Source organism: Brucella daejeonensis, from assembly GCF_014199265.1.
In the GTDB taxonomy this organism is placed as follows: Bacteria; Pseudomonadota; Alphaproteobacteria; order Rhizobiales; family Rhizobiaceae; genus Brucella; species Brucella daejeonensis.
This window is the reverse complement of the sequence record NZ_JACIJG010000028.1, coordinates 17912-37914: the sequence shown is the minus strand read 5'-3', so window position 1 is coordinate 37914 and position 20003 is coordinate 17912. Positions and strand designations below refer to the sequence as shown.

Genomic DNA, 20003 nt, shown 5'->3' with positions numbered 1-20003 from the left:
GCGTCACAATCCATCGCTGATCTCCAAAATCAGCCTTGAATCCGATTTCTCGCATCGGGGGAACCCTAAATCCTTAAATCGTCACCACGCTCTAGTAACTTATGTATCTAGTGGATTTTTCGAATTTGACGTTTGAAACAGCATCTCATTCAGCCGGGTTCAAGCGTCAAATTCAATCCACTAGATCATCGCCCCGGCGTAGTGCTGGCAACCCAACCCCGGTCGCGTCGAAACCGCCATCGACGGCAACCGTCTGGCCCGAAATGAAGCTCGCCTTGTCGCCGGACAGGAATACCACGGCTTCGGCAATTTCGCGCGCTTCGCCATAGCGGTTCAACGGAATCGCATCATAATAGGCCGAGATGATTTCCGGCGCATGCACCGCCATGGCAAGCTTGGTCCTGACCGGGCCGGGCGCCACGCAATTGACGCGAATGCCAAGCTCGCCCAGTTCCGCGGCAAATTGCTTGGTCAGATGGATCACCGCCGCTTTGGACGTGCCATAGGCGACGCGTAACGTCGAGGCGCGCACGCCGGAGATGGAGGCGATATTGACGATAGCGCCCTGCGTCTTTGCCAGTTCTTCCACCGCCGATTGGGTGCAGAGGAAAACGCCGTCGAGATTGGTGGCCATGACCTCGCGCCATGCCTCGAAGCTGGTCTTGGTCGCGCGGGAAAACAGCGCAACACCGGCATTGTTGACCAGCGCATCGATCCGACCGAAAGCTGCGACGGTTTCGGCGATCATGCGTTCGACCTGTTCAGGCTGCGAAATATCAGCCTCAACCGCCAGCGTGTTCTTCATGCCCGAAGCGACCTTGTGCAACTCGTCCGTGTCGCGGTCGACCATGGCGACACGCCAGCCCTGTTCCAGAAAAATCTCCGTTACGGCAAGGCCAATGCCGCGACATCCGCCGGTTACGATGGCGACTTTACTCATAGGGTCATTCCTCGGGTTCGATGAGAAGTTCAAGGGTCACGCCGACGGGGTTGTCCCCTCGCGTCAGGGTGCCGGTGGCAATATTGCCGTCAATATCGACGACATCGATGGGGATCGTAGCGCGACCGTCCCGCAGCCGCGCGCCGTCAAAGCGCAATTCCGTTGCCAGACAATCCATGCGGTGGCCTTCGGCAAAACGGATATGATCGATACTGCCGACCGCATGAAGGCGGGCATCGCGGATGCCATGTTTCGCGGCGACAGTTTCGATGGCGGTCACGACATCTTCTCCGGGCAGAATGCGAACGAAAAGGGCGGGGCCGTCTTCACCACCTTCGGGCGTGAAAAGCGTGAAAGCAGTTTCGGCGTCTGGAAGCGCCTCAAACCACGTCCCCGCCGAGCCAAGGCCCGTAACCTCGACATCTTCGGCAAGAATGGAATCCAGTGGCAGGAGGTGGCCCAGCCACGTCTCGTCTCCCGACGACCAGATGCCATGGCAATGCAGGAACGTTGCGCCGTCCTTCTGGCCTATGGAAGCGGTCGAGTTGCGGATCGTCCAGCGGCCATCCGGCGCAAAGGTGTCGGAATACCACGCAGCATGCAGCCCGTCGCTCGACAGTGCGGGCAAGACAAAGCGCATTGGCGCACAGGTCACCCCGTCGAGGCTCAGAACGCCCCCCTTGCAGCCATGTTTGGCGAAAAGCGCGGTGACAGCCTGCATGACGGTTTGTCCGGCCTGTAATCTGCCCTTGATCGGAAACAGCCGTGCATTGCGCGCCACGACACGCTCAGCCGCGCGCGGACCGGGATGGATCATGCCCTTGTTCACGCTTCTTCTCCGATCAGCCCGCAGTTCGCAAGTTCTTCACGGATCATCTTTTTGGTGATCTTGCCGTAAGCCGATTTTGGCAGCGTATCCCAGAAGACGATACGTTTCGGCATCTTGTAACGCGACAGCTTGCCATCAAGGAAAGCCAGCACCTCATCTTCGCTTACGTCCGAGCCGACACAAACCGCCCAGCCGACCTCACCCCACAACGGGTCGGGGACGCCCAGTACCGCGACCTCGTTGATCGCCGGATGGGAGAGCAGCTTTTCCTCGATCTCGCGCGGATAGACGTTCGAGCCGCCCGAAATATACATGTCGGATTCGCGGCCCGTGATGAACAGGAAGCCCTGTTCGTCCATATGGCCAAGATCGCCGGTGCGGAACCAGCCGTTGCGGAAGGCCTTTGCGTTGGCGTCCGGGTTCTGGTAATAGCCCGCGAAAACGGCTGGACCGATACAGCAGATCTCTCCTGTTTGGCCGGGTGGCAGTTCGTCGCCCTGACCATCCTGAATCTGGATTTCGATCCCCGTCCGGGCAAAGCCGCAAGTGCCAATCCGAACCGAAGGACTGTCTTCCGCATCATGCAGATAGGTCGGCAGGACGGTAATATTGCCGGTGCATTCGCCAAGGCCGAAATATTGAACCAGCACCTTGCCAAGCGTGCGCAGCGCCTTTTGCTGGTCCACCCGATACATTGGCGCGCCCGCATAGATGATATAGCGCAGCGAACCATGATCCGCCGTCTGGGCCGAGGGATGCTCGACCAGAAGCTTCAGGATTGTCGGCACCGTGAACATGGTCGAGATGCGCCACTTGCCAATCAGCTCCCAGACCTGTGCCACGTCGAAACGCTCGGTCGGCAACAGCACGGTTTTCACACCACGCGCCACCTGCGTCAGCTGGTGGACGCCCGCGCCGTGCGACAAGGGCGCGACCACCAGCGAGGCATCATCTGACGTCAGGCCCGGCATCAGATCGGCCAGATGATTGGTCACGACAAAGGCCATCTGGCCATGCGTCAGCACGCTGGCCTTGGGACGGCCGGTCGTGCCCGAGGTGAAGAAGAACCAGCAGGGATCATCACGGTCAACCGCCGCGACAGCCGGACGACTGCCTATTGCTTCGGCGGTAATTGCTTCGACCGAAGGCCCGAAATCCGAAGCCCCGAAGGACAGGATCGTCTCCAGTTCGGGGCATTTTGCCTTGCAGACTGCGGCATGATCCGGGAAGGCTGCATTGCAGATCATCAGCTTCGCGCCTGATGACTGGGTTAGACCGACGACCTCATCCGGCGTCTGGCGGAAATTCGCAGGCACCCAGACCGCGCCGACGCGCCATACCGCGAACATGGCCTGCATCATCTCAAGGCAGTTCTGCGACTGGCATAGCACCCGGTCACCCTTCTGCAATCCGAAGCGGTTTTGCAGCGCATGAGCCAGCGCATCCGTGCGCGCTTCAAACTGGCCCCAAGTCCACTCGGCATCGCCCATGACAAGGGCGATTGCCTTCGGTTCGCGCCGTGCAATCTGGGTCAGGAAGGTGGCAAGGTTCATCACCCGGGTCGAAACCGGGGCAATACCGCCTTTGGGATCGGTCATTTCTGGCGCTCCAGGATTGAACAATAGCTGGCGACGGCAGCGCCCCCCATGTTGAAGACACCGCCCAGTCTGGCATTCGCCACCTGCATGTCACCGGCTTCGCCCATCAGTTGCATCGCGACCATGACATGCTGCGACACACCCGTTGCGCCGATCGGATGGCCACGGGATTTCAACCCGCCCGAAGGGTTCACCGGCAAGGCGCCGTCGAAACGCGTGATACTGTCGCGGATTACCCGCCAGCCTTCACCTTGAGCGGCTAGGCCCATCGCTTCATATTCAATCATTTCGGCGGTCGTGAAGCAGTCATGGGTTTCCACCAGATCAAGATCCATGACGCCAAGTCCGGCCTGATCCAGCGCCTGTCCCCAGGCCCTGCGCGGACCATCGAAGGCAATCGGATCGCGGTGCGACAGGGCCAGATAGTCGCCCGTCTGCCCGCGCGCGCGGAAGCCGATGGCGCGTTTCAGATCCTTGGCCATTTCCGCCTCGACCAGAACAATGGCCGCCGCCCCATCCGACACCAGCGAGCAATCGGTGCGCCTCAGCGGGCCTGCAACCAGCGGGTTCTTCTCCGAAGGCGTGTTGCAGAAGGCGAAATCGAACGGCTTTTGCATATGCGCATAGGGGTTGCGCATGCCGTTTTCGTGGTTCTTGGTCGCTATCATGGCCAGTTCCGCAGATTTGTCGCCATGGCGCTGGAAATAGGTGTCGGTGATGCGGCCAAAGACGCCTGCAAAACCACCGGGGATTTCGCCTTCTTCGTGAATATAGCTGGCGGACAGAAGAATGTCGCCGACCTGATCGCCGGGTGTCGCCGTCATCTTCTCGGCCCCGATCACCAAGGCAATCCTGCCACGCCCCGAGGCTATAAAATCCGCAGCCGCGTAGAGTGCCGCCGAACCGGTGGCGCAGGCGTTCTCGGTGCGCATGAAGGGTATGCCAGCAAGTTCCGGCGTACCCATCGCGACGAGCGCACCCTGAAAATCCTGTCGGGTAAAACCGTTATTATAGACGCCGACAAAAATGCCATCGACATCGCTGGCGTGTACACCGGCATGGTCGAGTGCCGGAAGGGCGACTTCCTGCATCAGAGCCAGCGTGTCCGGCGCTTCGGATTTTCCAAATTTGCTATGCGCCCAGCCAACGATCACGGGATCGGTCATGTCCTTCTCCATTCAGAAAAAGCGGTCGTCCGCTTCCTCCGGCTGGGTTGGCCGGAGGAAGGTAATAAGGGGCATGATCAGACGAGTTTGCGCCCGATTGCCGTTTCCAGGATCGCCCAGGCCTCGTCGCCATAGGTCTTCTTCCACTCGGCGTAGAAGCCCGCCTCGCGCAGCTTGTCCTCGAAGGGCTTCGGATCGACATCGTTGAAGACGAAACCTTCCTTCTCAAGCTCGCTCTTGAGCGTGCCGTTCAGTGCCATGACATCGGCGCGCTGATCCATGGCCGAAGCGTTGAAGTTCTTGGCTACAATCTGCTGCGCGTCCTCGGGCAGCGCGTTCCATGCGCGGCGGTTGCCCAGCAGCCAGAAGCCGTCCCACATATGGTTGGTCATGGACAGATACTTCTGCACCTCCCACATCTTCGCAACCTTCATGATCGCCAGCGGATTTTCCTGACCGTCAACGATGCCGGTCTGAAGCGCGGTATAAACTTCGGCGAAGTTGATCGAGGCCGGCGCCGCTCCGAAGGCCGAGAACATCGAAGTCCAGAGCGGGCTGACAGGCACGCGTATCTTGAAGCTGTCAAAATCCTTGGGCGTCGTGATCGGGTGCTTCGATGAGGTTGTCTGGCGATAACCGTTATCCCAGATTTTCTCCATCACGATCAGGCCCGCCTTTTCGATCTGGCCGCGTGCATAGGCACCGAGATCGCCATCCATCGCTTTCCAGACGGTATCGTAATCGGGGAAAGCAAAGCCTATGCCGCTGATCGACGCGTTCGGAACCAGCGTTGACAGGATAACCGGCGACAGCTGGAAGAACTCGACCCCGCCCGCACGGAGCTGGCCCAGAACATCGGTGTCAGCGCCAAGCTGGTTCGACGGGAAGATCTGGATATCGACGCGACCGGAGCTTTCCTCAAGAATGCGCTTTACCGCTTCCTGCAATCGGATATTGCTTGGGTGCTCAAGGGGTTGATTGTTCGCGATCTTGTAGCTGAACTCGGCCGCACGCGCCGTGCCCGGACGAATGAAAGGGGCGGCGAGTGCACCGGCAGCGGCACCCAGCAGGACATTACGACGGTTAATAAGCATTCAGTTCCTCCTCCAGGAAGTCTTTGTCGTTTATAGAAATGCGGTCGAGAACCACGGTACCGCGGCAATCGCCAGAAGCCCGACCACCAGCGCGGCCAGATAGGGCCAGATATTCTTCATCACCTGTTCCGCCGGAACATTGGCGATCTTGCAGGCAATGTAGAAACCGATGCCGATGGGCGGCGCCATCAGGCCGATATTCATCGCGGTCACGATGACCATCGCATATTGAATGTCGTGGATGCCAAGCCCACGCGCAATCGGAAACATGATCGGGGCCAGCAGGACGATTGCCGGCAGGCCTTCAAGAACGCAGCCCAGGATCAGGAAGATGACGATCGAGGCCAGCATGAACACGACCCATCCGCCCGGCAGGCTGGTGACGAGACTCATGAGATCGCGTGCAAAACCCGATTGCGTCAGCGCCCAGGCCATGGACGAGGCGGCCCCGAGGATCAAAAGAATGGCCCCGGACATCGCCACCGTCTCGACCAGCATCGCACCGATACGGTTCACCGGAATGCCTCCATACAGCACGATGCCGATGATGAAGGCGTAAAGCACTGCAATCGTGGAAACCTCGGTGGCGGTGGCGACGCCGCCGCCGACAAGGCTGCGGATCATGAAGGGCAGGATCAGCGCCGGGATTGCGATGACAGCGGTTTTCGCGATGAGCGGCAGGGTGGCGCGCCGGACACCACTCATATCCTCCTTGCGGGCTTTCCAGCGCGCAAGAATGGCCAGTATCACCAGGAGAACCATTGCAATCGCGAAGCCTGATGTAAACAGGCCAGCAATCGACACGCCCGCGACCGAGCCGAGCACAATAAGCACGATGGAAGGCGGGACGGTATCGGCCATTGCTGCACCAGTCGCCAGAAGCGCCGTCATCTCGGAGGGGGAATGGCCGCGACGGCGCATCTCCGGGAACAATGCAGGAGCAACCGTCGCCATATCCGACACTTTCGATCCCGAAATCCCGGATACAAGAAACATCGATCCCAGCAGCACATAGCTCATCCCAGCCTTGACATGCCCGCAAAGCGAGACAAGAAAGCTGACGATGGCCTTGCCCATTCCGGTCGCATCCAGAATGCAGCCGAGCAGCACGAAAACCGGCACGGAGAGCAGGATCAGCGAAGACATGCCCTCATCGATCCGGCCCATCATCACGAAAATCGGCGCATTGCTGGCGAAGGTCAGATAGGCGAGTGTGCCAAGCGCGAAGCAGAACGCGATAGGGACGCCGATTGCGAGCAATCCCATGACCAACAGACCAAGGAAGATCGGCAGGTTCCAGTTTCCGATGCCAAGAAGGCCGGGCCTCAGATACCACAGGGCTGCGACAACCACCCCGGTTACGATCAGCGATCCGAGGATTGCGCCCCATTCACGCGTGCGGAGCACCGACAGCACCATCAGGAACGCCATCAGCGCAATACCGGCCGGCAGCGCCGAAGCGCGCCATGACATCGACAGGCCAAGGGCGGGCGAGGTTACAAAACTTTCCTCATAGGCGTAATCGACTGCGACGGGCAGAAGCCGCAGGAGCAGAATACAGGTCAGCACGCCGCCTGCAACTTCCACGGCTTTCGCGATGCGCTCCGGCATCAGCGGCAGGAAGATCGTCAGTTTCATGTGCTCGTGCCGGTCGACGGCCAAGGCCGCACCCAGCATGGCCATCCAGATGAAGGCCATCGATGCGACCTCGTCGCCCCAGATCAATGGCGCATGCAGCACGTAGCGGAAGAAGACATTGGCCAGAACGGTCACGATCATCACGAGCAACAGACCCGCGGCTATGATCTCGACGGGGCGCATCCATCGCTCTGCGCGCTTGGGCTCCGTGATAGCCTCGATACCGCCAAGCGCCAGTTCGGCGTTCGGCTGCAAATCAGTCAATTGCATCTTTCCTCCCGTTCGGAGGGGCTCCCATCCCTCCGTCTGCTTCCACTTCGTGGATTCTGTTTGAATGACAATTTCTGTCTTAAAATAATGAGTCCGCCAAGGAAAAAATAATCAAGGGATGGAGTTGTTCCTTGAAACCCGGCCATTTTCAGGCTCGTGCTTTCGGCTCTGGGGGCTTCCCGGATTAAGGCTTATTGCCGCCGGGATACCGATGGGCCACTGTCCAGTCCGGACGCCAAGCTGCGTCTATAGATGCACAGCAAGATCAAGGCACGTCGCTCGAAGTGTGGACATTGAGGATGCGTTGAAGCGATCACTCCACGATCGCGATTGCCGAGAACGTATAGCCAACGCCATATATGACTTTGATTGGCGCTTCCAGTTTTGAATGCTGCTCGATCTTGCGACGCAATCGGCTAACGACGGCGTCAAGATGCCGCCTGTCAAAATTGGATCTTTGGCGCGCGAGTGTTTCCACCAGTTCCTCACGCTGAACGATATCTCCGCAGCGGCTGCACAACGCACTTATGAACGCGAATTCGGTAGCCGTCAGTTTGAGCGCGCTCTGGTTCGGCGCGGTCAGGAGCCAGGTTGCGCTGTCCAGCACCCATTGCTCGTCACCGTTGGCAGCGCCGGAAACACGGCCGGTCCTGCGCAACAGGCTGCGGATTGCGGCTTCGATCTCTCGCAGCGTGCTGTCCTTGACGAGATAGATATCTGCACCGCTTTCGAAACCGCGGATACGGTCGTCGCTGTCGCCAAGTGCCGTCAACATGATGATGCCGCAGGCGTGAGCTTGCCGGATTTCGATGGCCAGATCGAACCCGTTTCCGTCCGGCAAGCCAATGTCGAGAATGACGACAGCGGGCACCTCGCCTTCGGCAAGCGCCTCGCGCATACCCCGCGCCGTCGCGACGCCTGTGGCCGTGTAACCGCTTAGCGTCAGGAAATCGGCAAGGTCCTTGCGCAGCCGCGGCTCGTCCTCGACGATCAGGATATGCGTCATGCGACCATCCCTTCCGACACGCTCGTCCGGTGCCTGTGCGACTGCCTGTGCGACAAGGGCACGCGCATGACGGCGGTCAGCCCTCTCTGCCCGTTGGGAGATAGCTGCAACGCGCCGCCATGATAGGCCAACAGTCTGCGTGCGGTGTAGAGCCCGAGGCCGGTGCCTGCGATCGTCTTGGTATTGGATGCCCGATAGAAACGACGCCCGATCTTGTTAAGCTCGGTCTTCGGGATGCCCCTGCCATGGTCACGCACCTCGATCACGATGGAGCCATGTTCTTTCGTCGCTGCGATGTGGACCGGCTGATCGTCCGCCGAATATTTGAGGGCGTTGTCGATGAGATTGATGATGACAGTCGCCAGCATGTCCGGGTCCGCGTGAAACGCAACGGTTTCGTCTTCAATCGAAAAGCGCAGTCGTTCGCCGCGAGCAGTCATGTCGAAATGCAGTTGTACATCTCCGATAAAAGAGCCAACCCGCATCAACTCCGGTTGGAATCCGTTCTCCCGGTCGTCCGCCATGAACCGGTCGATCAGGGAAAACAGCCGATTGAGCGCCTCGCCAATGCCCGAGAGCCGTTCCTGCATGGCTTCAGGCGATCTGGCGCCGACAAGCCCGATCATATCGGCGGCGTTGCGGATGACGGCGAGCGGCGTCCGGAATTCATGACTAACGACGCGCATGAAGTCGGCCTGTTCCTCGCGCAGGGCCTGCTCGGCCTCGAGGCTCGCGTTCAATTGGCTTTCCAGCCGCCGCCGCTCCTCGACTTCCCGGATAAGAGCCTTGTTCTTCTCGCGCAGGTCGGCCGACAATCGCGAGTTCACCATAAAAAGCATACAGGCAAAGAAGGCGATCAGGAACAATATACCCTGTAGCAGGTACCAGGCATTGCGGTCCGCGAGTACCGGCGCGCTTTGAAAACCGGGCAGCAACCGATACTCGATGACGCTCTGAACGACCGAGGCAATCATATATTCGGCGAGCACACCAGCCGTGATCCAGCGCAATAACGCCGGCTGCGTCCGGTCGCGCACGAGCCACAGGCACATCACCGACATCATGACGACCGTGAAAAGTGTCGAAGTGTGGATTCGGATTACGATGTTGTCCGGGGTAATCGCCAGTGCGGCGCTCCAGGTCACGAACTGGAAAAGCAGCAGGGAGATGCCGATCCAGCTATAGCGCGGCTGGCCCAGGAAACGAGCAAGCCCCTCGGCAAGCAGCACGAGGCCCAGCTTGATGACCATGTTGGTCGCCAGGATGTTCGCTGGCGCCGGCTCCGCCCCCCGTGTGATCATCATCAAAAGGCCGATAGCAATGGCGAAAAAGCCCGCCGCCAGGAATTTGAGCTCGTAAAGACCGCGCCATGCCCGCCAGACAAAAACCCAGACAACCGCCTGCAAGCTTGCAACGGCACATGAAACAATCAGGATCGTTTTGAGATCAAGCATCCCTAAATATTCAAATGGAATTACTCTGTCGTAGCACTGTTTTGAGCTTTCGCATGAATTCAGGCGGGAGGCAAGTCATCTTGGAGGCTGTAAGAATTGATCAGGATTCAACAGAATTGATCTGTGGAACTTATTTTCCCATCCCCTTATGCTCTCGCTGATTTGATGTGGCAAATTTTCTGAGGCGGCTTGTTGGGAGGCGTGACGCTGGAGGCTGAGGGATCATGTCGGTATGCCATGATGAGGCTTTCGGCGGGGTTCTCCATCATTCCGGTCGCATCCTGCCGGATAACAGGCAGCCGGCTAGAAAGATGTGGGAGATTAATGCAAGTCATCTCAGCTCGAAACCGTCGTTCGTCCGCGCGGATGCTTGTGCTTCTGTGCTCCACCGCGTTGACCGGGGCGATGGTGCTCGCCGTCGCACCCATGACGACGGCAAACGCGCAAGCCCTCTATGGCGCGACTGGCGGGCAGCCCTCGCCCAATAGCGGTGTTGGCGGGAGTGTGGCTGAAGACGGCCACGACGGCTATACAGACCCTGATACGAATGGCGGTTCTGGCGGCGCTGCTGGAACGGCTGCCAACCGTGACGGCGGCCATGGCGGCGATGGAGATACCGCCGGCGGCGGTGGCGGTGGCTACAGCCCTGTCATTAACGGCAACATCTCTGCGGACAGCACGGGTGGCCATGGCGGCGATGGCGGCCGCGCGACAATTGGCTTCGTCGTGGGCGGCGGCGGTGGTGGCGCGGGCGGCGATGGTGCACGCAACGATGAGGCTACCCCCGACATTCACATTCAGGCGACTGTTCGCGGCGGCAATGGCGGCCATGGTGGCGGCAGCCTGACCGGGAGCGGCGCCAGCGGCGGCGGCGGCGCAGGCTTCGTGCTTGAGAATAGTGGCACGGTCACGCTCGATACCGGCGCCAGGGCGCTCGGCGGCAATGGCGGTGGCGGCGTCTATGGCGGTGGCGGTGGTGCGGGCATCGTTCTGGACAAGGGCGGCGCGCTGAACGCTCAAACGGGTACAACCATTACCGGCGGCAGTGCCGGTGACTATGGTACGGGCGGCGCCGGCGTGATCTCAGGCGCTGGCGCCAATCTCGCCAATTCGGGAGAGATCACAGGAGGTGCCGGTGGTCAGGTTGCCCCAGGTGGCGCCGGCATATCGATTGCCAGTGGCGGCAGCGTGCTGAACGACGGAACCATCCGCGGCGGTACGGGTGGCGCAGGCGGTTCGAGCGGGTATAGCGGCTTGACCGGTGGGACCGGCAGTGGTGGCGCTCCAGGTTTTCAATCGAATGTGCCGATTCTGGGCGACGGCGGCGTCGGCATCGTCGGGGCCAACCTTGTCGTGATGAATGCCGGCACCATAGCCGGTGGCACCGGATTTAATGGCCAGGCGAACGCCATCACCTTCACTGGCGGCGATAATTCCCTTTTCCTGCGCAATGGCTCGACGATCATCGGCAGTGTGGTTGTGGAAAACGGTGCGACCGGTAGGCTGGGACTGGGGGATTATGAGGATCCCGACAGCCCCTTCGACGTTTCGAAGATCGTCGACACCGCAACGCCCGGCGCGACCGACGAATTTGTCGGCTTCACAAGTTTTATCAAAAACGGGCCCAATACCGTGACCCTGACCGGCACGGGCGCGCAGAACTGGGACATCGAGCAGGGAACGCTGGCTGGAGATACCAACAGCCTTGGCGGCAATGTCACTTTCACGGGGGCTGGCAGGACAGCCGGTGTTACGTTCGACCAGGGGTTTGACGGCACATATGCCGGCACGATCGCCAGAAGCGACGGGGTCGACGGCGGTTCTTTCACCAAACAGGGCGCAGGAACGCTGCGGCTTACAGGCAGTGCCGACCTCGGGACGGGGCTTGCAACCGTCTCTGAAGGGACCCTTGACGTTGCGGGTGCGCTGAAGTCGTCGAAGGGCGTGATCGATTATACCGGCAGCGATCCGGGTGCTGCGGCGGCGGTCGAAGTGGACGGTGCCGGGGCGACCTGGACGAATGCCGCCGACATCGTTGTCGGGAATAATGGCGTTGGTTCGCTGGAGATCAGCAATGGCGGCACTGTGACCAGCAACGAGGCCGGTATCGGGGTCGGGGCTGGATCATCGGGCGCGGTGACGGTCACGGGGCAGGGCTCGACCTGGAACTATGGCGGCCTGTTTTTTGTTGGCTCGGACGGTGCCGGTTCGCTGCTCGTGGCTGACGGAGCACAACTGGTTGGCAACAACTCTCTGGGCGGTGTCCTCGGATTTGGGGCGAATTCAACGGGTACCGTAAAGGTCAGCGGAGTCGGTTCAAGCTGGAGCGATAATCTCGTCATCGTTGGCGGGGAGGGCGACGGCGATCTGACAGTCAGCGATGGCGGTACGGTCAAGGCCACCGGTGGCGCGGTGGCGCTTGCCGCCGCCGCTGGCTCTACCGGAACGCTCAACATCGGCGCTGGGGCGGGTCAGGATGCGGTCGCGGCGGGTATGGTCGATGCCACCGCCGTCCAGTTCGGCGATGGCGATGGAACGGTGGTGTTCAACCACACCGGCACCGACTACGTCTTTGCGGCATCGCTACAGAAGTGGCCTGATGGCACCGGAGCCGGCACGCATAGCATCGACCATCTGGCGGGCAACACGCGGCTGACCGGCGACAGTTCGACCTTCGACGGGACGACAACGGTGTCCGGCGGCAAGCTTTCGGTGAGCGGGGCGCTCGGCGGAATAGTCAACGTCGAGGCGGACGGTACGCTGGGTGGCACCGGAACGGTGGGAACCACGGAGAGCACGACGACCATCGCCGATGGTGGCCATATTGCGCCGGGAAATTCAGTTGGCACGTTGACTGTAGCCGGCAACCTGGCGCTCTCCTCCGGTTCGATCCTGGACTACGAGTTGGGCAGTCCGGGCGCATCGGCTGGCGCACCGGGAACCAGCGACCGTATCGACGTCGCCGGCGATCTCACCCTCGACGGCACGCTGAATCTTGCCCAGAGCGGTAATGCCGGTGATGGCGCGGCCGGGCTCGGCTATTACCGGGTGATGACCTATGGCGGCACACTCACCGATAATGGACTCGACATTGGAACAACGCCTGTCTCCGGTAATTACGAAATCCAGGCTGGCGCTGGCAATATCGATCTGTTTATTGCGGCTTCCGGCGACGACACGCTGCAGCATTGGCAGGGCGGCGATGGCACATGGGACGCGGCCAATGAGCAGTGGCTGAACCAGGGTAGTCCAGATCCGGTCGCCTGGGCCGGCAATCATGCCGTGTTCAAGAACGAGCCGGGAGGATTCAATGGCGGGACGATCTCGGTCGCGGGCACGCAAAGCTTCAAGGGGTTGCAATTCGTCGACAATGGCTTCCGGCTCGAAGGCCCCGGAATGCTCGACGTGGATGGGTCGGATCGCGCCGATGGCAACGCCGAGATTCGTGTTCTGGCCAACGCAACCGCGCATATCGCAACGACGATTGCCGGGACCGGCGGCATCAGCAAGACCGAAGGCGGTACGCTCGTTCTTTCGGGCAACAACACCTATCAGGGCGGCACCAGGGTCTTCGGCGGCACGCTGTCGGTTTCGTCCGATGCCAATCTCGGCGCGGCGTCCGGCGCGCTGACCCTCGACGGCGGCACGTTGCAGGTGACCGGGGCGACCTATCGTACCACCGCGCGCGACATCGTCCTGGACGATAACGGCGGCGGCTTCGATATCGCCGATCCCGATAACGTCTTCACGGTCTCGCGGGGCATAACCGGTTCCGGCAGCTTGACCAAGACTGGCGCTGGCTTGCTGCGCCTCGCCAGCGCCAGCACCTATGGCGGCGGCACCACGGTTTCACAAGGTGCGCTCGTGGCCATGGTCACCGGTTCGCTTGGCGCCGGACCGGTAATCGTCCATGGAAACGGCAATGGAGCAGAGTTACATTTTGCCGGATCGGCAAACAGCGACGGGCTGGCGATCAAAGTCGCTGGTCTGGGCAGCGCCGTGATCTTTCGCGATAACGCGTCCGCGGGCACTGCCACGATCGACAATGACGGGCGCGTCTTCTGGCACGACACCGCATCGGCCGGAAGCGCGACGATCGATTCCAGTGGCGGTCTTTCGTTCAACGGCGGATCGACCGCCGGAGCTTCGAAAATCACGCTCGCGGGGAGCGGAAGACTTGAATTCCATGGCACGGCGTCCGCCGGAAGCGCCACCATCGCGAATAATGGCGGCGTGAGCTTCCGTGGCAACAATTCCGCCGACGGCGCGACGATCGTCAACAATGGCGGGGGAAGGGTGGATATCTCCGCCTTGACGAGCAACGGGGTCGGCATCGGTTCGCTGTCGGGTGACGGCGCGGTCTATCTGGGCGCGAAAGCCCTGACGCTTGGTGGGCTCAACAATGACGACACGATCAGCGGTCCGCTCATGGACGGAGGGACATCCGGCGGCACCGGCGGAAGTCTTGTCAAGACCGGCTCCGGTACGCTGACGCTGACAGGCTTCAACAGCTATACCGGCGGAACGACCGTTGACGCGGGCACACTCCAGATCGGCGACGGCGGCACGCACGGCTCAATCCTGGGCAGCGTCAATATCGCATCGGCGAGCACCATAATTTTCAATCGCAGTGACAATATCGCCTTTGCTGGCGCACTGTCTGGCTCCGGTCGCGTCATCAAGGCGGGAGCCGGCGCGCTCGCCTATGACGGTGACGGCTCCGACTTTGCCGGGATGACCAATGTCAACGCTGGTGCGTTGATTGTTGGCTCGAGCGCGGATCACGCTGGCGCCGTGCTCGGTGGTTCGTTCAATGTTGGGGACAGCGGTACGCTTGGCGGTCATGGTACGGTTGGTTCCGGCGCCGGTTCGATGGTTACCATCGCTTCGGGCGGCACGATTGCGCCGGGCAATTCGATCGGCGCGCTGACGGTCAAGGGCGACATTACCTTCGAGGCCGGTTCGACCTATGAGGCGGAGATCAGTCCCGCATCGGCCAGCGATCTGATCGACGCCAGCGGCAAGGCGATCATCGAAGGCGGCACGGTTTATGCGGAAAAAGTCGCGGGCGTCTATACACCCGACAGTCGCTGGACCATCGTCGCGGCGAATGGCGGTGTGACAGGCACCTTCGACACGCTCGACCAGAACATGCCCTTTGTCGACCTGGCGCTCGCTTATGACGCCAACCACGTTTATATCGACGCGGCGCGCAACAACGTTGCCTTTTGCGATGTGGCGAGAACCTTCAACCAATGCTCGACGGGTAACGGGCTGGAAAGCACCGGTGCCGGCAATCCGGTCTATGATGCGGTTGCGGCCCTGCCGGACGAAGAGATCGCGCGCTATGCCCTCGATCAGTTATCTGGCGAGGTCTACGCCTCCGCCAAATCGGCGCTGATAGACGACAGCCATTTTGTCCGCGATGCGGTGAGCCGCCGCATCCGTTCGGCCTTCGGCGATACGACGGCCCCGGACATGCTGCTTTTGGGGTATGGTCCGGACGGCGTCAGGCCGGTCACCGCCGACAGCACCGGTGTGGTTGGTTGGGGCTATGCCTTCGGCGCATGGAGTTCCTATGACGGCGATGGCAATGCTGCGGGCATGGACACCACCACTGGCGGTTTCCTGACCGGCCTCGACGGCGAGGTCGCGGGAAATGTGCGGCTTGGCCTGCTGGCCGGTTACAGCCGTACGACATTCCATGTCGATGACCGTTCTTCTTCCGGCGACAGCGACAACTGGCATCTGGGCCTTTATGGCGGCGGCAAGTGGAATGCGCTGCGCCTGTCGGGCGGTCTGGCCTATACATGGCACGATATCGCCGCCAGCCGTTCGGTTGCCTTTCCGGGCTTTGCCGACAGTCTGAACAGCAATTATCGTGCCAGCACGTTCCAGATCTTCGGCGAAGCGGGCTATCGTATCGATACGGCCAACGGCCTTTCGTTCGAACCATTCGCCAATCTGGCCTATGTCAGCCTGCATACGAACGGCTTTAGCGAAGAAGGCGGCGAGGCGGCGCTCCGTGTGAACGGCGACACCACCGACACCACGTTCACCACGCTGGGCGCTCATTTTTCCTCGGCCTTCGACCTGGGAGGCATGAAGGCCAATGCGCATGGCACATTGGGCTGGCGTCATGCCTTCGACGACGCCACGCCGACTTCCCGCCAGGCCTTTGCCAGTTCCGATGCCTTCACGGTTGCAGGCGTGCCAATCGCCAGGGATACCGCGCTGATCGAAGCCGGTCTCGACGTCGACCTGACCAAATCCGCCACGCTGGGTGTTGCCTATCAGGGCCAGTTCGGCGACGGCGCGATGCAGAACGGCTTCAAGGCCAATCTCGACTGGAAGTTCTAATCTGCAAAGCCCGCTCCACCGGTCGACTGTATGTCGCTGTTGGAGCGGGTTGTTGTTGCGCCTTTGGTCTGAACGTCCGTTTTCGCTGTTCTGACGTCGCGAAATTGTCAGCCCACCAGGTGCATCCGAAGAGGGCCGCAGTCAGCTCGCCCGGAGCGCTACAGGTTGCGGGCTGCAAAGCCACCACATGAACGGCACGGCGATAAGCGCCAGGCATCCGACCCCGGCAAAGAAAGGGCCATAGCCGAAATACTCGGCGGCATAGCCAGCCGCCACGCCCCCGGCCATGCTGACAGCTGCGTCCATGCATTGGAACAGCGTGAAATCCACGCCCGCCTGTCGTGGATCGGACCAGCGCATGAACTGCGCATAAAGCGCCACGAAGCCGAGCGCCACCACGCCCGACGAACTGACAATCGACAGCGCGACCAGCATTCCGCTCGCATGTTTTTCGCCAAGCGTATGCTGGGCGAAAAACAGGAAACACAGCGCCTGTAGTAGCAGTGCGGCCACCAGAACCCTGCGTACACCGAAAATACGGACAAGACCGCCTCCCGCAAGGGCGGCTGCAAGGCCGACGATCATGCTGCCCGCGCCATTAAGCAGGCCAACGGTGGTAAGATCGAGGCCCGTATCGATCAGGAACGGGCCAAGCATGGCAAGACCTGTCTTCTGCGCGATGACATAGACCGCGGCGGCGGCCAGACCGCGTCTGATCTCCCTGCGACGCAAGGCTGATGCGAGCGAGGGAACATGCGGACGCACTTCCATAGGGACTGGCCTGCGTGCAAAGAGCGCGAAGGGCAGGCCGAGAAGCACCAGAATGACGGCCATAATCCATATGGCGATGCGCCAGTCGAACTTGCCGACCAGAACGAGGAAAAGTCCCGCACCAATGGCCGAACCCAGATAGGCGCCACCGACCTGAGCGGCATTGCCCCAGCCATAATTTTCTTCCGACAGGCTTTGCACCGCATAGCCGTCGCAGGCGATGTCCATGGTGGCGACGGCAACCGCAACAACCATGAGAATGCCCAGAAGCGGATAAATCTGCGCCGGGTCGATCAGGCTCACAGTCAGAAGACCCAACACAGAGACCAACCCGCCGCCAAGAATGATCGTGGCTGTGCGGGTTGCTCCCGTGCGAGGCAAGCGGAAGCGCTCCACGGCAGGCGCCCAGAGAAATTTGAGCGCCCATGGCAGGATCACCAGTGAGACCAGACCGATCCGGTCGAGTGGGACGCCACTGTCGCGCATGATCGCGGGCAAGCCAGTCCATGTGATGCTGCCGATCACGCTTTGGGCGACATAGAGGCCACCGATGGTGGCCAGAATGCCAGCCGGAGAGGAAATGCCGGTTGATCGTGTCATGATAGCGATCAGAAGCGATAACGCAGGCTACCGAAGACCTGACGGCCTTCCTGCTGGTAGCAATAGCCCGCCGTGCAGACAGGATCGCGATTGTCGAAGATGTTCTTTGCGTTGATTTGCAAAAGAACGCCATCGAGCTTGGGATTGCGATAACCAAAATCGTAGGAAACGGCGGCATCGACCATCACGCGCGAGTCGTTCTTAAAGCTGTTCTGGTCATCGCCGTAGCTGGAACTGACATAACGAATGCCGGAGCCCAGGCCGAGACCTGCCAGAGCGCCGTTTTCGATCTTGTAATTGCCCCAGATCGAGAACACGTCATTGGGCGTGCCGGACAATTCGTTTCCGACCGTCCCACTCGCGCCATCCTCGATCTTGACGCGCAGATGGGTATAGGACGCGATAAGGCCGATCCCGTTATCCAGCGTGGCGTTGGCTTCAAGCTCGAAGCCGCGCGAATTGAGATCGAGCTGACGCTGCTTGTTGATGCCGGACGAAGCATCGAGAACGATGCCATCCTTCTGGTCGATGTCGAAAAACGCGGCGCTGATCACGGCGTTATAACCGGGGATTTCGTATTTGACGCCGATTTCCTTCTGCCGACCGATGGTCGGGTTGGCCACATGCTTGTCGTCGCTCATCACATCGTCATAGACAAAGCCGATATTGGGCGAGAACGAGGTCGAATAGTTCACATAGGGAATGATGCCCCATTCGGTGCGATAAGCGAGGCCGACACGACCGGAAAAGCCGCTATCCTTCTGTCTGGTTTCGATGAAGGACGTGTCTGTCGTCCTGGTGTCCACCCAGTCGTAGCGGCCGCTGCCGAACAGGATGAAATCATCCCACTCCACCTGATCATGTGCGTAAACGCCGATCTGGTTCATCTTCTGACCGCCACTGAACGGAGCCTGCTGGGCGCGCATATCGTTGGCCGAAACGTAGGACAGGCCGCTATAGGCGTCGTAGTCGGAACGCGCATAGTCGATGCCTGCAATGGCCTTGTGGGTGAGGGAGCCGGTTTCGAAGTCGAACTGCGCCATCGTATCGACAACGAAGTTGTCCATCTTTTCCGTATAATGTCCCCAATAGCGCTGTAGTGGCTGATCGAGACCGATCGAATAATGGCCGCTATATTCCAGATCGGCATCGACCTTGCTGTAGCGCAGGTTCTGGCGCACGGTCAGGAGGTCGTTGAAGCGATGCTCGAACTCATAGCCGATACGACCTTGTTTCTGCACGAAATCATTGTAATTGGGGTCGCCCTCGTAAATGTCGGAAACCTCGCCATAAGACGGGTTGTAAAAGGCGGCGGTGCCTCCTGTGACTGAACGCGACAGTTCGCCCAGAACGGTGAATTTCGTGTCTTCGTCGGGCTTCAGGGTTAAGGCAGGAGCGATGTAATATTTGTCGTCAGGATAGCCGGGCAGTTCCGTGTTGCTGACGCGGCCGAGGCCAGTGATCCGGTAAAGGAAGGTCTTTTCGTCATTGGCAGGCCCCGAGACATCGAACGCCGCCTGATAGCGGTTATGGCTGCCGAAGAGCAGCTCCGCTTCCCTGAAATCGTCTTCCTTCGGACGCTTCGTGACAACGTTGACGATACCGCCGGGGCCGCTGACGCCGTAGAGCGACGAAGCCGGCCCCTTGAGGACGGTAATGCCTTCCACACCATAGGGCTCGGTTTTCAGCCAGGCGGAAGGGCCGTTGATGATGCGCAGGCCGTCGCGGAACATTCCGTTGTAATAGGCAGGAAAGCCGCGCAGGTTGAAAGCGTCATAACGCGTGTCGAAGCCGAAATTATTCGGGTTGGCGCTTGCCGTATAGCTCAGCGCATCGTTGAGCGTGATCGGCTTCTGGTCTTCCATCTGATCCTGCGTGATGACCGATATCGCCTGGGGAATTTTGACGAGATCCGTATCGACCTTGGTGCCAATGCGGTCTTTCTTGGCGACATAGCCATCCTGCACGAGAATCTCGTTGCTTTCGGACTGGATGGTCACGGTATCGAGAACCAGCGGCTGCCCGTTTTCCTGAGCGGTGACGGCAGCGGTGGAAGCAAGCAAGGCGGAGCAGGAAAGCGCGACGTGCAATCGGCCAATACGCGAATGAACAGGCATAAGGTTCCCTCAGATGAGATTGCGCAGCGGTTCCCCTCGATGCGCTAAAATTGGAGTGCGGGACTCCACTATAAAATTGACAAAAAAAGTCAACAATAAATTGGAAGGAATTGCATATGCCCGTCATCTAATCGCGACGAGATTTCTCCGGCTGTGGAGC

11 protein-coding genes are annotated in these 20003 nt (G+C 60.2%); 1 reads left to right on the top strand and 10 read right to left on the bottom strand.

The annotated features are described in order from the left end of the window. Positions 1 to 172 precede the first annotated feature (172 nt). The 8 genes from FHS76_RS20910 to FHS76_RS20875 form a co-directional block, all read right to left on the bottom strand. Positions 173 to 940 carry an SDR family NAD(P)-dependent oxidoreductase gene (locus FHS76_RS20910; RefSeq protein WP_183657699.1) on the bottom strand — a complete coding sequence of 256 codons (768 nt, stop codon included), beginning with the start codon at positions 938 to 940 and terminating at the stop codon, positions 173 to 175. A gap of 4 nt (positions 941 to 944) precedes the next feature. Then, a complete protein-coding gene (locus FHS76_RS20905) occupies positions 945 to 1769 on the bottom strand; it encodes a PCC domain-containing protein (protein ID WP_210306190.1) in 825 nt (274 codons plus the stop codon). Next, positions 1766 to 3367, bottom strand: coding sequence for an acyl-CoA synthetase (locus FHS76_RS20900; protein ID WP_183657696.1), 1602 nt, complete (start codon positions 3365 to 3367; stop codon positions 1766 to 1768). The genes FHS76_RS20905 and FHS76_RS20900 overlap by 4 nt, the downstream gene beginning before the upstream one ends. Then, the gene (locus tag FHS76_RS20895) at positions 3364 to 4533 is read right to left on the bottom strand and encodes an acetyl-CoA acetyltransferase (protein WP_183657693.1); all 1170 of its coding nucleotides are present in this window, start codon (positions 4531 to 4533) and stop codon (positions 3364 to 3366) included. The genes FHS76_RS20900 and FHS76_RS20895 overlap by 4 nt, the downstream gene beginning before the upstream one ends. Before the next feature lie 77 nt (positions 4534 to 4610). Beyond that, complete coding sequence (locus FHS76_RS20890; RefSeq protein WP_183657690.1) at positions 4611 to 5627, bottom strand: TRAP transporter substrate-binding protein; 1017 nt, start codon at positions 5625 to 5627, stop codon at positions 4611 to 4613. Positions 5628 to 5657: 30 nt separating this feature from the next. After that, positions 5658 to 7535 carry a TRAP transporter large permease gene (locus FHS76_RS20885; RefSeq protein ID WP_183657687.1) on the bottom strand — a complete coding sequence of 626 codons (1878 nt, stop codon included), beginning with the start codon at positions 7533 to 7535 and terminating at the stop codon, positions 5658 to 5660. Between the two features lie 313 nt (positions 7536 to 7848). Further along, positions 7849 to 8541, bottom strand: a complete 693-nt coding sequence (locus FHS76_RS20880) for a response regulator transcription factor (protein ID WP_183657684.1) — start codon at positions 8539 to 8541, stop codon at positions 7849 to 7851. Continuing rightward, positions 8538 to 9995, bottom strand: a complete 1458-nt coding sequence (locus tag FHS76_RS20875; protein ID WP_183657681.1) for a sensor histidine kinase — start codon at positions 9993 to 9995, stop codon at positions 8538 to 8540. Before FHS76_RS20875 ends, FHS76_RS20880 begins: the two co-directional genes overlap by 4 nt. 324 nt (positions 9996 to 10319) lie before the next feature. Between FHS76_RS20875 and FHS76_RS20870 the strand changes: the two genes are divergently transcribed. Then, positions 10320 to 16355 carry an autotransporter domain-containing protein gene (locus FHS76_RS20870; protein ID WP_183657678.1) on the top strand — a complete coding sequence of 2012 codons (6036 nt, stop codon included), beginning with the start codon at positions 10320 to 10322 and terminating at the stop codon, positions 16353 to 16355. 141 nt (positions 16356 to 16496) lie between these two features. Here the strand turns inward: FHS76_RS20870 and FHS76_RS20865 are convergent, their stop codons facing one another. Together FHS76_RS20865 and FHS76_RS20860 are read right to left on the bottom strand one after the other, a co-directional pair. Beyond that, a complete protein-coding gene (locus FHS76_RS20865; RefSeq protein ID WP_183657663.1) occupies positions 16497 to 17726 on the bottom strand; it encodes an MFS transporter in 1230 nt (409 codons plus the stop codon). An 8-nt stretch (positions 17727 to 17734) separates the two neighbouring features. Continuing rightward, complete coding sequence (locus tag FHS76_RS20860; RefSeq protein WP_183657660.1) at positions 17735 to 19843, bottom strand: TonB-dependent siderophore receptor; 2109 nt, start codon at positions 19841 to 19843, stop codon at positions 17735 to 17737. Positions 19844 to 20003: the final 160 nt, after the last annotated feature.

Excerpts from the sequence above, each read along its gene's own strand:
- FHS76_RS20885 (WP_183657687.1), bottom strand. The coding sequence starts at position 7,535 with ATGCAATTGACTGATTTGCAGCCGAACGCCGAACTGGCGCTTGGCGGT.
- FHS76_RS20865 (WP_183657663.1), bottom strand. The coding sequence starts at position 17,726 with ATGACACGATCAACCGGCATTTCCTCTCCGGCTGGCATTCTGGCCACC.
- FHS76_RS20910 (WP_183657699.1), bottom strand. The coding sequence starts at position 940 with ATGAGTAAAGTCGCCATCGTAACCGGCGGATGTCGCGGCATTGGCCTT.
- FHS76_RS20890 (WP_183657690.1), bottom strand. The coding sequence starts at position 5,627 with ATGCTTATTAACCGTCGTAATGTCCTGCTGGGTGCCGCTGCCGGTGCA.
- FHS76_RS20880 (WP_183657684.1), bottom strand. The coding sequence starts at position 8,541 with ATGACGCATATCCTGATCGTCGAGGACGAGCCGCGGCTGCGCAAGGAC.
- FHS76_RS20900 (WP_183657696.1), bottom strand. The coding sequence starts at position 3,367 with ATGACCGATCCCAAAGGCGGTATTGCCCCGGTTTCGACCCGGGTGATG.
- FHS76_RS20860 (WP_183657660.1), bottom strand. The coding sequence starts at position 19,843 with ATGCCTGTTCATTCGCGTATTGGCCGATTGCACGTCGCGCTTTCCTGC.
- FHS76_RS20895 (WP_183657693.1), bottom strand. The coding sequence starts at position 4,533 with ATGACCGATCCCGTGATCGTTGGCTGGGCGCATAGCAAATTTGGAAAA.
- FHS76_RS20875 (WP_183657681.1), bottom strand. The coding sequence starts at position 9,995 with ATGCTTGATCTCAAAACGATCCTGATTGTTTCATGTGCCGTTGCAAGC.
- FHS76_RS20870 (WP_183657678.1), top strand. The coding sequence starts at position 10,320 with ATGCAAGTCATCTCAGCTCGAAACCGTCGTTCGTCCGCGCGGATGCTT.